Below are 13,042 nucleotides of genomic sequence, written 5' to 3' on the forward strand. Positions count from 1 at the left end.
TCCTGCAAGGCTAAATCGTCACGGTGAAACACGCTTCATTATCGGTGAAGACTGCATCGAGCGTTGCACCATGGCCTCTGACGATGGCATTGGCAATGTAGAGGCCAAGGCCCATTCCGCCCTTGTTGTTCGGACTGGCAAGCGCACCGCTCTTGAAGGGATCCACCAGTCGCGCAAACGACACCGTCTGTTTGCGCAACAAACGGTTGCGAATTGCAATCGTTCTGAGGACCCCATTCAGCGCCCCGGTAATCCGGATCGGTTCGCTCATGTCCCCATGCTGGCGCGCATTATTGACCAGGTTCCCGAGGGCTTGCGCAAACCGGTCTTCATCGAGTTCGGCATCGCCCAGTTCAGGACATGCATATTCTATGGTGATGCCCGGGTAAGTCTGGCGAAGCTGATTGACCGTCGCATTCAATGATTCGGTCAGCGGCGTTTTCCGGCGCTCGAGGATCAGGCCCATGCCCGCTCTGATGCGGCTGACATCGAGTATGTAGGTGATGAGCGATTGCATTCGCCGTGTCGATCCCTCCACACGCTGCGCCGCGTCTTGCACGCTCGCCAGACCGCTGCGCATGAGCTGGACCGCCAGATCCACCGATTGCAGCGGATCGCGCAAATCGTGAGCGAGCGTGGCCAACAAAATCATCCGGGAGCGATCCGCGTCGCGCAAACGCTGCAGCGCGACGTCCTGCAAAATAGACTTGAGTTCGCGCGCGGCGAAAACGTCTGTCTCCGTCCATGGGCGGCAGCGTCCGGTCACGACCTGTTTCCACGTTTCGAACGAAGCGCGCGGCGTGAGACGCGCTCCGTTCGGCCCCATCGCGACCACTTTGTCCGGCGCACCCGCCCAGTTGATCGTTTGCACGAGTTCGTTGCGCAACCAGATGATCGTGATGCGCGCGTCGCCGTTCATTTGAATGGCAAGCAGTCCCGCGGCAACGCCCGTTGGTGTCATTGGCCTGATCAGGTGCGGCTGCGTGTCGGCGAGCGATTCAATGACGATCAAGTCGGAACCCGCTTCGCGCATGTGCTCCGCAATACCAAGGAGCGCCGCTTTATCGACGAGCCAGGGTGCATCGAGCATCACGGTCTGGCCATCGACGACAATCGCCACCGCATCGCTTCCGATCATTGCCGAAATGCCGCTTGCCGCGGCCACCAGACCTGCGACGGGATCGTCGGCTTGCCGCATCGCAAAAGCCACTTCCGCACCCAGGACCCGCACGCTTTGCTCGGCCGTGACGCGCTGTTCGAGTTCGAGTTGCTGAAGCAGGATGGTCACCACTTCCATGAACAAGATGCACGACAGCCGGATTGCATGAGGAACGCGGTGGTCGCTCATATGGTGGCAGGCGATCATGCCCCACAGGCGCTCGTTGATGACAATGGAAATGCTCATTGAAGCAGCAACGCCCATGTTCTTCAGATATTCGATATGAACCGGCGACACGCTGCGCAAGACGGAGTGGCTGAGATCGTAAGGGCGATTCGTTTCAAGATTCAACAAGGGTTCGATCGGCACAGCGACAGCGTTGACCGAGGAGATCTGCCGGATCGGACTCAGCACATAAAGCCGGCGCGCTTGTGCGGGGATGTCGCCGGAGGGAAAACGCTGATACAGGTACGACACCAGGTCTTCCCGACGCGACTCGCCAATGACCTCTCCGCTATCGTCCGCGAGAAACCGGTACGCCATCACCCGGTCGCATTCGGTCATGACCCTGACGGTGTCCGCCGCGGCCTGCAGCACTTCGTTGACCGATGTGTACTTGCGCTCCTGCAAACGCCGGATCGTGTTCCGGGCGAGCGCTGCGTAATGCGCCAGCATGACGGTCTGGTTGGCGATATGCTCCCACTCGACCATCAGGTTATCGTCGGACCAATGCATGACCAGGTCAAATCGCATGCCGTCACTTCTTTCCCACTCGACGCTGTCGCCGGCATGGCTGGGGTCTTGAAGGGCGGCATCGATCGCAATGCGTGCTGAGGCGTTCAGATAGCGCGGAGTCAGCGCCTCGCCAATTCCGGGCAAGGTACCCAGCCATGTTTCGGCCGTGCTGCTGCGTGCCAGCACACGGCCGTCCGAGGCGAAACAGATCAGTGCCCCGTGCGGCTGGATGCTCCCAGGGGCTTGAATCGGCTCGTTTTCACAAGAGATGAGCGTATCGGTCGGCAGGCTATTGTTCATGTGACAGCTTACGCGCTGCACATGAGTTAATTTAATGTATTTTGAGATAGGTTATTTTCCGGCTAGGCCGATTTCAAATAAAAACCTTCAATCGGGCCGCTCGCGTACTGATGATTGCATCCCAATGCGCGCTATCTTGCGCACGATAAAAATGACTTATCATGTTGCCCCAAACGGCGACATCGAAAAAATGGCGAGAGATGGCAGAACTGACCGAAATTTCACGGTTTGACGCCGGGACGAATTTCAAACTTGACAGGCTATGGTCAGAGTTCGAAGACGCGTCGGTGGAACACGAGTTCCAGCGTTATCAGCGCGTCGCGCACCACACTGCGCTCGTGCGGACGCTCGTTTTCTGCAGCCTTTTCTATATCGCCTTCGCCATCACCGACGTCGGCGCCCTTGGCTATTCTCGGGCGGCTCTCCTGCTGTTTCTGGCGCGCTGCCTGGTCGGGCTGACCTGCGCAATCTGTTTGCGTGCCGCAAGCGCACAGCGCAATTCCGTCCCCGCGCTGCGTGCAGCGGCGAGCGTGGTGGAAATCGTCGGCTTCGCGGTCTTCATGCTGATCACGTGGCTGCGGTCGGGCGGAATGTCGGTTCACGAGATGTCCATGTGCATCATGTTGATCGTCGCCTACAACTTCATTCCGAACAAGCTGGTCTACGCTCTTGCGATCAGCGTGGCGGCGACGTTTGCATTTATCGCCATTTCCTCGGCGTCGCGCATGCTCGATCCGTCGTCGCTGCTGACTTCGTCCATGCTGCTCGTATTTACCAACGCCCTCGGTTACGTCACTGCCCGCCGCCATAACCGGCTCGCACGCGACGAGTTCTGCCAGCACGCGCTGCTCAGGAATCTGTCGGTTCGCGACTACCTGACAAGTTGTTTCAACCGGCGCTACCTCACCGACGTGCTGTTCAACGCGGAACTCCAGCGAGCACGCGAAACCCGCTCGAAACTCGCGGTGGTCCTGTGTGACATCGACCAGTTCAAACAGATCAACGACAGTTACGGCCACCCCGCCGGCGACGCAGTCATCCGGACATTTTCAGCCTTGTTGCTCGCGCACACACGCCATGACGTGGACAGCGTCATTCGCTATGGCGGAGAAGAATTCGTCCTGCTGTTGCCGCGAACCGATATTGCCGGCGCCACGGCGCTCGCAGAACGCATCCGGCAGGCATTCGAAATGGCTGCGTCGAAAGCATGGGACGGACGCGAGATACGTGCTACCGCGAGCTTCGGCGTGGTGGTCGTGGATTGTGCACGCAGCACAGCGCGCGTGACCGAGGACAGCGTAATCGGAGCGGCGGATGCGCAGCTTTATCGGGCGAAAGACTCGGGGCGTAACCGGGTTTGCGCCGACGCATCGCCGATCGCGACGGACCACGATGCGGGCCAGGGAATGATCGCGGCAGTTTAAGGTCGGGGGCGGGCGGCTAGCCGTGCCAGATACTGTCGCCCAACACCACCGTATTTTTCTGGCGGCGCATTCAGGCGCTTGGCCGCCGCAAAATGCTGTTCGGGATGACGATCAAATCAGCTAAGCTGATGCCTGATCAAGAAGCTTAGCGCAACAAACCGCCATTGGACGCAAAGCCATCACAAGTGGCCCAGCGGACCTCGCATTACACAGGAGACCAGTCCATGCATGATCCGTATATTGCACATGCACGCAATACGCTCGACCAAATCCGCGCAGACGGTTTCTACAAGTCCGAGCGCGTCATATCTAGTCCTCAATCAGCCGATATCCGGCTCGCCACCGGCGACGAAGTGCTCAACTTCTGCGCCAACAATTATCTCGGCCTGGCCAATGATCCGCGCCTGATCGAAGCAGCGAAAGCAGGCCTCGACCGCGATGGTTTCGGCATGGCCTCGGTGCGATTCATCTGCGGCACGCAAAGCGTTCACAAGGAACTCGAACAGGCGCTGGCGTCGTTTTTGCAAACGGACGACTGCATTCTTTACTCGAGTTGCTTCGACGCCAATGGCGGCTTGTTCGAGACCTTGCTCGACGAGTCCGACGCGATCATCAGCGACGAACTCAATCACGCGAGCATTATCGACGGCGTGCGTTTGTCGAAGGCAAAGCGCTATCGCTACAAGAATAACGATCTCGCCGATCTGGAAACCAGGCTGCGTGAAGCCGACGCAGTCGGCGCGCGCTTCAAGCTGATCGCAACCGACGGCGTGTTTTCAATGGACGGCATCATTGCCGATCTCGCCGGCATCTGCGATCTGGCGGACCGTTATGGCGCGCTCGTGATGGTCGACGATTCGCACGCGGTGGGGTTTATCGGCGAGCATGGGCGCGGCACGCCTGAACATTGCGGCGTGCTTTCGCGCATCGACATCATCACGGGTACGCTCGGCAAGGCGCTCGGCGGCGCATCGGGTGGCTATGTTGCCGCGCGCCGCGAGATTGTCGAGTTGTTGCGCCAGCGCTCCCGTCCCTACCTGTTTTCCAACACGCTCACGCCGAGCATTGCCGCGGCCACGCTCAAGGTGCTCGAACTGCTCGGCAGCGCCGAAGGCGCCGAGTTGCGCTCGCGTGTAAGCAGCAACGGCGCGCGTTTTCGCAACGCCATGAGCGCGCTCGGCTTTACGCTCGTGCCCGGCGAACATCCGATCATCCCCGTGATGCTCGGCGACGCCCAGGTTGCGTCCCGCATGGCCGATGCACTCCTGCAGGAAGGTGTCTACGTGATCGGCTTTTCGTTTCCGGTCGTGCCCAAGGGTCGCGCCCGCATCCGCACGCAGATGAGCGCCGCGCATACGCCGGAGCAAATCGATCGCGCCGTCGATGCGTTCGCGCGTGTTGGCCGTTCACTCGGCATCATCTAGGACATCGAGACCATCATGAAAGCATTGGCCAAGCTGGAACGCGCACCGGGGCTGACACTGACGCACGTGGCGAAGCCCGAGGTCGGGCACAACGACGTGATGATCCGCATCACGCGCACCGCGATCTGCGGCACCGACATCCATATCTGGAAATGGGATGACTGGGCTCAAAAAACCATTCCCGTTCCCATGCATGTGGGGCACGAATATGTTGGCGAGATCGTGGAAATGGGACAAGAGGTACGCGGATTCGCAATTGGCGATCGCGTCTCGGGTGAAGGCCATATCACGTGCGGCTTCTGCCGTAATTGCCGTGCGGGACGGCGGCATTTGTGTCGCAACACGGTCGGCGTCGGTGTAAACCGGCCGGGCGCGTTCGCTGAATTCCTGGTGATTCCAGCGTTCAACGCCTTCAAGATCCCGCCGGAAATCTCCGATGACCTCGCGGCGATCTTCGATCCGTTCGGTAACGCCACGCACACGGCGTTGTCGTTCAATCTCGTCGGCGAAGACGTGTTGATCACAGGCGCAGGCCCTATCGGCATCATGGCCGTGGCGATTGCCAAGCATGTAGGCGCACGCAATGTGGTGATTACCGACGTGAACGAATATCGCCTCGAACTTGCGCGGAAGATGGGGGCCACGCGGGCGGTGAATGTTACGCAGACTGCACTGCGCGATGTGATGGCGGAACTTCACATGACGGAAGGCTTCGATGTGGGACTGGAAATGTCCGGCGTGCCGAGTGCATTCAAGGGGCTGCTCGAGGCCATGAATCATGGCGGCAAGGTCGCGATGCTGGGCATTCCGCCAGCGGAGATGGCGATAGACTGGACCCAGGTCATCTTCAAGGGACTGGAAATCAAGGGCATCTACGGACGCGAGATGTTCGAGACCTGGTACAAGATGGTGGCCATGTTGCGGAGCGGGCTTGATCTTTCGCCGATCCTGACGCATCGGTTTGCGGTCGATGATTATCAGCAAGCGTTTGCCGCCATGCTTTCCGGGCAGAGCGGAAAGGTGATTCTGGATTGGACCGTATAGTGCCTGACGCTCGGGGGCATGTGCATGCCCCCGTTATCGCCTTAACGCCGATCCCCTGAAATCACATCGATCCACACCGCCAGCACCAGGATCCCGCCCTTCACGATCATCTGCCAGTAAGAATCGACATCGAGCATCGACATGCCGTTGTCGAGGCTTGCCATCACCAGCGCACCAATCAGCGCTCCGTAGACCGTGCCGGAACCGCCGCGCATCGATGTCCCGCCGATAAAACATGCCGCGATTGCATCCAGTTCGCCCATCGTCCCCGCAGATGGCGACCCCGCCGCCAACCGTGCGGTGTTGATCAGACCGCCAAGCGCGCACATCAATCCCATCAGCGCGAAAATCATCAGCTTCACGCGATTGGTATTCACGCCCGACAAACGGGTCGCCTCGAGATTGGAACCCACGGCATAGATGCGCCGGCCAAACACGGTCTGCGTGGCAATGTAGGTAAAGATCCCAAGCAGCGCCAGCAGCAACAGTACAGGCACCGGAATCCCGCCATACCGGTTCAGCGTCGTCACGAACGCAACCAGCACCAGACCTGCCGCGATTATCTTGACGCCATCCTGCCAGAGCGGCACGACAGCGAGCTTGTATCGCTGCCGGTTCTGCCGCTGACGCACGGTCAACGCAACGAGTATCACGAACATGACCAGTGCCAGTGCGTTGCCGGCCAGCCGGGGCAAGTACCCCTGCCCGATGAAGACCAGATGCTCCGATGCAGGCGCGATAGTCGAGCCGCCCGTCACCCCGAGCAGCACGCCGCGATAGGCCAGCATCCCGCCGAGCCCCACAATGAACGAGGGCACCCGCAGATACGTGGACCACCATCCATTGAAGAGCCCGATCGCGACGCCAAGCAGCATCACGGCGGGCACCGTGAACTGGATTGGCCAGTGATATGAAACATCGAGAATCGCAGCCACGCCACCGAGCAGTCCAAGCAGCGATCCAACCGACAAGTCGATCTCACCGGCAATGATCACGAAGACCATGCCGCATGCAAGCATGCCGGTAATCGACATCTGCCTGAGGAGGTTCGACAGGTTTCGCGGCGTGACGAACGCGCCATCGGTCAGGAATGAAAAGAAGATCCAGATGACCGCAACCGCAAGCAGCAGCGCAAGCAGCTTATAGCGCGTGAACACTTGCCTGAAGCGTTGACCGGAACTCGTGCGCACATTACCGGCTGTGCTGCGCTTTGGGGACGAAGTCACGTCAGGTGTCATGCGACGCTCGCTTGGATAGGGGTTGCCTGGGATGGCGCGCCAATGGCTGCAGCCAGGATATGTTCTTGCGTCAGTCCTTCGTTGATGAAATCGCCGCGCAGTTCGCCTTCGCCTATCACGAGCACGCGGTCGCTGACACCAAGTACTTCATTGAGCTCCGATGATACGACGATGATCGATACCCCTCGCCGTGCCAGCGCAAACATCAGCTTGTAGATCTCGAACTTGGCGCCGACATCCACACCGCGAGTGGGTTCATCGAGGATCAGGATGGCGGGGTTCGTCAGCAGCATCTTGGTCAGCACGGCCTTCTGCTGGTTGCCGCCCGACAAGTTCGCAATTGACAACATGGGCGTCGCGGCGCGAACCGACAACCGCTTCATCTCGGTGTGAATGGTGTCGAGTTCCGCAGCGGAATCGATACGGCCGCCCTTTGCGAAGCGTGTGAGGACAGCCAACGTGATGTTATGACCCACCCCGAGTTGCGGCACGATGCCATGGCGCTTCCGGTCTTCCGGCACCATCCCGATACCGGCATTGATGGCATCGGCGGGCGTCCTGATCTTCAGTTTCTTGCCATTCAGATAAACATCCGCCTCGCTCACCCCGGGATACGCGCCGAAGATGGCCTGCATCAGTTCGGTCCGCCCCGCACCCACCAGCCCTGCCACGCCGAGAATCTCGCCTTTGCGCAGCGAGAAAGAAACATTGTCCACGCGCTTTCGCTGCGCATTGGTGACGTCGAGACACGTTACGTTCCTGGCCTCGAAAATCACCTCGCCAATCTCATGCGGCTCCCGTGGAAACAGATTCTTGATTTCGCGGCCCACCATCATCGCAATAATGGCGTCCGTGCCCAAACCCTTCATGGGCTGCGTGGCGACGTGCTTGCCATCGCGGATCACAGTGACTGTGTCGCATACGGCTTCGACTTCATCGAGCTTGTGCGAGATATAGACGCACGCGACGCCTCGCTTCTTCAGATCGCGCACTATATCGAGCAGGATACTGATCTCGCTTGCCGTCAATGACGACGATGGTTCATCCAGAATCAGCAGCTTCGCGCGTTTGTTCAAGGCCTTCGCAATCTCGATCAGTTGCTGATGACCACCGCCGTAGTTCATCACAGGCTGCGCGACGTTGATGCCGCTGATGTTGAGGCCGCGCAGCAATTCGTCCGCGCGCTGATACATCGCGGCATAGTTCATCCGGCCGCCGCTCAGCGTGATTTCATTGCCGAGGAAGATGTTTTCCGCGACGGACAATTGCGGCACGAGCATCAGTTCCTGGTGGATGATGACAATGCCGGCGTTCTCGGTATCGCGGATGTTCATCGCACGTAAAGGCTCACCTTCCCAAAGGATCTCGCCATCCCATGTTCCATGCGGATAGACGCCTGAGAGGACCTTCATCAGCGTCGACTTGCCCGCGCCATTTTCGCCGCACAAGCCGACGCATTCACCGGGCGCCACCACCAGGTCGATACCGTCGAGCGCCTTCACCCCGCCAAACGTCTTGACGATGCCGTGCATTTCCAGCAGCGCATTTGCCATGCATATGTCCCTGACGTGATTGCGCGTGAAGGCCGCTATAGAAGCGCTCTTCAGACCCTCACGCGCCGCTCATCCATGCACCAAGTGTCAATTGCCAGCCAGTTGCGACTGGGTATAGAAACCGTCCTTGATGACGGTATCGACATTGGCCTTCGTCAGGAGCGTCGGCTGCAGCAACACGGTATCGACCTGCTTCTTGCCGTTGTCGTACTTGGCGTTGAAGGCAGGCGGCTGTCCTTTCGCCAGATCGACAGCGAGCTTGGCTGCGTCGCCCGCAATCAGCTTGAGCGGCTTGTACACCGTCATGGTCTGCGTGCCGTCAACGAGGCGCTTGACTGCGGCCAGGTCTGCGTCCTGGCCCGAAATGGGCACCTTGCCCGCCAGTTTCTGCGCGGCAAGCGCCTGAATGGCGCCGCCGGCTGTGCCGTCGTTCGATGCCACGATAGCGTCGATCTTGTTGTTGTTCGCCGTCAGCGCGTCTTCGGTGATGCGCAGCGCGGTCGCGGCGCTCCATTCCGGCACCCATTGCTGACCGACGACCTTGATGTCACCGCGATCGATGGCCGGCTTCAGAATCTTCATCTGACCTTCACGCAACATCTTCGCGTTGTTGTCGGTCGGTGCGCCACCCAGCAAAAAGTAATTGCCCTTGGGCTGCGCGTTGAAGACCCCTTGCGCCTGCATTTCGCCGACTTTTTCGTTGTCGAAGGAAATGTAGGCATCGACATCTGCATCGAGAATCAAGCGGTCATAAGACACGATCTTGATACCCGCCTTGTGCGCTTCGGCAACTACATTGCCGAGCGTCTTCGAATTGAAAGGCACGATCACGATGACATCGACTCCGCGCGAGATCAGATTTTCGATCTGCGAGATCTGGCGCGCCTCGCTGGCATCGGCGGATTGCACCGAGACCTTCGCGCCCAGCTTGGTCGCTGCTGCAACGAAATAGTCGCGGTCGCGTGACCAACGCTCGACCCGCAAGTCATCGATACAAAAGCCGATCTCGGGTTTGTCCTTACTGGCATGCGCAAGCGATGGAATCAGGGATACGCTGGCGAACATCGCACCGCACGCGAACGTGGCCAGAATTGAACGGCGCATTGCAGACTTCCGCATTGCAGACTTCATGTCTCACTCCTTTTTTATGGTTGACTAGCCGATGCATCCCCTGCGTAGCCGGTCACGGCCACGCATGTGCGAGAGAAAGAGACGTCGGCGGAATCTACTGCGTGCGCCGCGAATTCGTGTTCACGGTCGTCGTTTTACGAAAGCTTGTGTCTTTGGATTTTTGCTTAGCCTGGCCTTTATGCGCATCTGGCGCAATTGCGAAATCAGCCGGGCGCTTTAACGTTTTTCCTTGAGGCTTTCAGACTTGAACGTCAGCCGTAAATCGCCCGGTTGACGATGTTCTCCAGATACTCCTGTTGCCCGCTCACATGCTGAGGGTTAACGCGGCGTCCGAGTGCGTCAATGGCAAGCGATTCAAGAGAGTAACCGCCCGAGAGAATCTTGCGGCCGAATTCCGTATCCCAGCCTTCATAACGGTGCTTCTTGAATTCCTCCAGCTTGTCGTTTTCAATCAGTATGGCCGCTCGTTCCAGGGCAATCGCAATGACATCGATAGCGCCAATATGGCCGTAGAACAAGTCCTCGGGGGCAACGCTCTGGCGCCGCACTTTTGCATCGAAATTCATGCCGCCTGTGCTAAAGCCGCCGTGCTTCAGGATCTCATAGAGCGCAAGCGTCAACTCTTCAACGCTATTCGGAAACTGATCGGTGTCCCAGCCGTTTTGCGGGTCGCCGCGGTTTGCATCGACACTGCCGAAGATGCCGAGCGCATAAGCCGTCGCGATCTCATGGTGAAATGAATGACCCGCGAGCGTTGCGTGATTTGCTTCTATGTTCACGCGGATTTCATTTTGCAAACCGAACTGCGTGAGAAACCCGTGGACGGTGGCGACATCGTAATCGTATTGATGTTTGGTCGGCTCCTGCGGCTTCGGTTCGATCAGCAGAGCGCCCTTGAAGCCGGTCTTGTGCTTGTGCTCCACGACTATGTTGAGAAAGCGACCGAGCTGGTCGCGTTCGCGCTTGAGGTCGGTGTTCAGCAGCGTGTCATAACCTTCGCGCCCGCCCCACAGCACATAGTTCTCGCCACCCAGACGATGCGTCGCTTCCAGCGCCTGGAAAACCTGCGTGGCCGCAAAAGCAAACACTTCGGGATTCGGACTGGTTGCGGCGCCCGCAGCATAACGCGGATGCGAAAAGAGGTTTGCCGTGCCCCACAGCAGCTTGATACCCGTCTCTTCCTGCTTGGCCGCAAGATAGTCGGTCACGCCTTTGAAGTTGTTGACGTAGTGCTTGATGCTGTCGCCTTCGGGGGCGACGTCGGTATCGTGGAAGGTGTAGTACGGCGCGCCGAGTTTTTCGAAAAACTCGAAGGCGGCGTCGGCCTTCAGATGCGCACGTTCTATGGCGTCGCCGGGTTGCTGCCACGGCCGGTGAAACGTGCCCTGCCCGAACATGTCCACGCCCGGCCACACAAAGGAATGCCAGTAGCAGACGGCGAGCCGCAAGTGATCTTCCATGCGTTTGCCGAGCACCAGCTTGTCGCGGTCGTAGTGACGGAAGGCAAACAGGTTGTCGGACTCAGGGCCTTCATAGCGCACGGCCGGCAGGTGTTCGAAATACGACATGGGCGTCTCCGTCTTTTAATGTGACGCCATGCTGCCAGCTTGGTCCGCCTCGGGGCAATTGCGAAATCCGCCAGCGCGCATGGTGATTCTTGGGCTAAGTGGAAATCAGGCTGGCGGCAGACCTGTCACGAGGCCTAGAATCAGCAAACGCTAAAAAGCGGCGAGAACAAAACACAGAGGCGCATATTGCGCCGCAACGGAGATGACGGGCATCTCGCTGCAATGCGGCGCGAGACCCGTCCGGAGCTCGATGACACGACCCCAGACCGCTCAGGCTTCGCACAGGATCGCACTGCTGTTCAACGCGAACAAGGTGTATGACCGCGAGGTGATCACGGGCATTGGCAACTACCTGCTCTCTACGCGCGTTGCGTGGGACCTGTTCCTGGAGGAGGATTTCCGCTGCCGGCTTAACGGGATTGAACGCTTTGAAGGCGACGGCATCATCGCGGACTTCGACGATCCCGCCGTGGCCGAAGCGCTCGGCGATTCGCAGTTGCCCGTGGTTGCAGTGGGTTCATCGTATGCGGACTGCGCATGTTATCCGGCCAACCTGCCCTACATTGCCACCGATAACGCCAAGCTCATGTCATTGGCGTACACCCATCTGATAGGCGCGGGCCTGCAGCGTTTCGCGCTCTATAGCCTGCCAGAGTCGCTCGAGAACCGCTGGGCGCAGGAACGCGAATTGGCATTCAAGGCGCTGCTTGCGGCGGATGGACTTGAAGCCGATATTCATCGCGGATTGCCGACCAGCGCGCCGGTCTGGAGTCAGGCAAGTGCGCAACTGACATCGTGGCTGGAGAGTCTGCCGAAGCCCGTTGGTGTAATCGCCGTCACCGATGCCCGCGCGCGTCACTTGCTTCAGGCGTGCCTTATTTCGGGCATACCCGTGCCTGAACAGGTTGCGATCATCGGCATAGACAACGATCCGTTGACGCGCTCGCTTACACGCATACCGCTTTCTTCAGTCATTCAGGGTACCGAGGAAATGGGCCGAACCGCCGCGCATCTGCTTCATCAGATGCTGGGCGGTGCCCGATTCCATGGCAGACGGATTCTCGTGCCGCCTGTCGGCATCAACGTGCTTGAATCGACACGCCATCAACCGGTTTCGAGCCCCTATGTCATGCGTGCTCGCCACTACATCCGGCAGTACGCGTGCCAGGGCATCAAGACCGAACAGGTGGCCGATTATGTTGGCGTATCGCGCTCCTCGCTTGAGGATTATTTCCGGCGTGAACTCGGGCATACGGTGCATCAGGAGATCCTTAACCACAAGCTCGATGTCGCGAAGCAGCTTCTCGCGCGCCACGACCTTTCCAGCGCGGAAGTCGCCATCCGATGTGGCTTTACGTCGTTGCAATACATGTACGCCGTATTCCGGCGCGAGCTCGACTGCACGCCGCGCGAGTATCAGGAGCGGCTGCCCGTCGCGCCATGCGGCCAGCCCGGCTGATCCCTCT

At 59.1% G+C, this 13,042-nt stretch carries 9 protein-coding genes; 4 read left to right on the forward strand and 5 right to left on the reverse strand.

Annotation, left to right across the window (positions count from 1 at the left end; translation table 11 throughout):
- Positions 1-10 precede the first annotated feature (10 nt).
- Complete coding sequence (locus tag AXG89_RS16855; RefSeq protein WP_062171042.1) at positions 11-2,194, reverse strand: GAF domain-containing protein; 2,184 nt, start codon at positions 2,192-2,194, stop codon at positions 11-13.
- 200 nt (positions 2,195-2,394) lie between these two features.
- On the opposite strand from AXG89_RS16855, the gene AXG89_RS16860 reads away from it, so the two are divergent.
- From AXG89_RS16860 to tdh, 3 genes are all read left to right on the forward strand, one after another.
- Positions 2,395-3,618, forward strand: a complete 1,224-nt coding sequence (locus tag AXG89_RS16860) for a GGDEF domain-containing protein (RefSeq protein ID WP_062171044.1) — start codon at positions 2,395-2,397, stop codon at positions 3,616-3,618.
- A 224-nt stretch (positions 3,619-3,842) separates the two neighbouring features.
- Positions 3,843-5,042, forward strand: a complete 1,200-nt coding sequence (locus AXG89_RS16865) for a glycine C-acetyltransferase (protein ID WP_062171046.1) — start codon at positions 3,843-3,845, stop codon at positions 5,040-5,042.
- Positions 5,043-5,057: 15 nt separating this feature from the next.
- Positions 5,058-6,086 carry an L-threonine 3-dehydrogenase gene (gene tdh / locus AXG89_RS16870; RefSeq protein WP_062171048.1) on the forward strand — a complete coding sequence of 343 codons (1,029 nt, stop codon included), beginning with the start codon at positions 5,058-5,060 and terminating at the stop codon, positions 6,084-6,086.
- A 41-nt stretch (positions 6,087-6,127) separates the two neighbouring features.
- Here tdh and AXG89_RS16875 read toward each other — a convergent pair whose 3' ends face one another.
- The 4 genes from AXG89_RS16875 to xylA all read right to left on the reverse strand — a co-directional run bounded on the left by AXG89_RS16875 (position 6,128) and on the right by xylA (position 11,576).
- Complete coding sequence (locus AXG89_RS16875; RefSeq protein ID WP_062171050.1) at positions 6,128-7,324, reverse strand: sugar ABC transporter permease; 1,197 nt, start codon at positions 7,322-7,324, stop codon at positions 6,128-6,130.
- Positions 7,321-8,877, reverse strand: coding sequence for a D-xylose ABC transporter ATP-binding protein (gene xylG / locus AXG89_RS16880; RefSeq protein WP_062171052.1), 1,557 nt, complete (start codon positions 8,875-8,877; stop codon positions 7,321-7,323). The genes AXG89_RS16875 and xylG overlap by 4 nt, the downstream gene beginning before the upstream one ends.
- 87 nt (positions 8,878-8,964) lie before the next feature.
- Positions 8,965-10,008, reverse strand: coding sequence for a D-xylose ABC transporter substrate-binding protein (xylF, locus tag AXG89_RS16885; RefSeq protein WP_231941558.1), 1,044 nt, complete (start codon positions 10,006-10,008; stop codon positions 8,965-8,967).
- A gap of 251 nt (positions 10,009-10,259) precedes the next feature.
- A complete protein-coding gene (gene xylA / locus AXG89_RS16890) occupies positions 10,260-11,576 on the reverse strand; it encodes a xylose isomerase (protein ID WP_062171054.1) in 1,317 nt (438 codons plus the stop codon).
- 250 nt (positions 11,577-11,826) lie between these two features.
- Here xylA and AXG89_RS16895 point away from each other — a divergent pair, with 250 nt between their 5' ends.
- On the forward strand, positions 11,827-13,035 hold the full coding sequence (locus AXG89_RS16895) for a XylR family transcriptional regulator (RefSeq protein ID WP_062172553.1): 1,209 nt from the start codon (positions 11,827-11,829) through the stop codon (positions 13,033-13,035).
- Positions 13,036-13,042 lie beyond the last annotated feature (7 nt).

The sequence above is a fragment of the Burkholderia sp. PAMC 26561 genome, from assembly GCF_001557535.2.
Lineage (GTDB): Bacteria > Pseudomonadota > Gammaproteobacteria > Burkholderiales > Burkholderiaceae > Caballeronia.

What these genes read in the sequence shown, in the direction of transcription:
- xylA (WP_062171054.1), bottom strand. Translation starts at nt 11,576, where the DNA reads ATGTCGTATTTCGAACACCTGCCGGCCGTGCGCTATGAAGGCCCTGAG.
- AXG89_RS16865 (WP_062171046.1), top strand. Translation starts at nt 3,843, where the DNA reads ATGCATGATCCGTATATTGCACATGCACGCAATACGCTCGACCAAATC.
- AXG89_RS16855 (WP_062171042.1), bottom strand. Translation starts at nt 2,194, where the DNA reads ATGAACAATAGCCTGCCGACCGATACGCTCATCTCTTGTGAAAACGAG.
- AXG89_RS16895 (WP_062172553.1), top strand. Translation starts at nt 11,827, where the DNA reads ATGACACGACCCCAGACCGCTCAGGCTTCGCACAGGATCGCACTGCTG.
- AXG89_RS16860 (WP_062171044.1), top strand. Translation starts at nt 2,395, where the DNA reads ATGGCAGAACTGACCGAAATTTCACGGTTTGACGCCGGGACGAATTTC.
- AXG89_RS16875 (WP_062171050.1), bottom strand. Translation starts at nt 7,324, where the DNA reads ATGACACCTGACGTGACTTCGTCCCCAAAGCGCAGCACAGCCGGTAAT.
- xylG (WP_062171052.1), bottom strand. Translation starts at nt 8,877, where the DNA reads ATGGCAAATGCGCTGCTGGAAATGCACGGCATCGTCAAGACGTTTGGC.
- tdh (WP_062171048.1), top strand. Translation starts at nt 5,058, where the DNA reads ATGAAAGCATTGGCCAAGCTGGAACGCGCACCGGGGCTGACACTGACG.
- xylF (WP_231941558.1), bottom strand. Translation starts at nt 10,008, where the DNA reads ATGAAGTCTGCAATGCGGAAGTCTGCAATGCGCCGTTCAATTCTGGCC.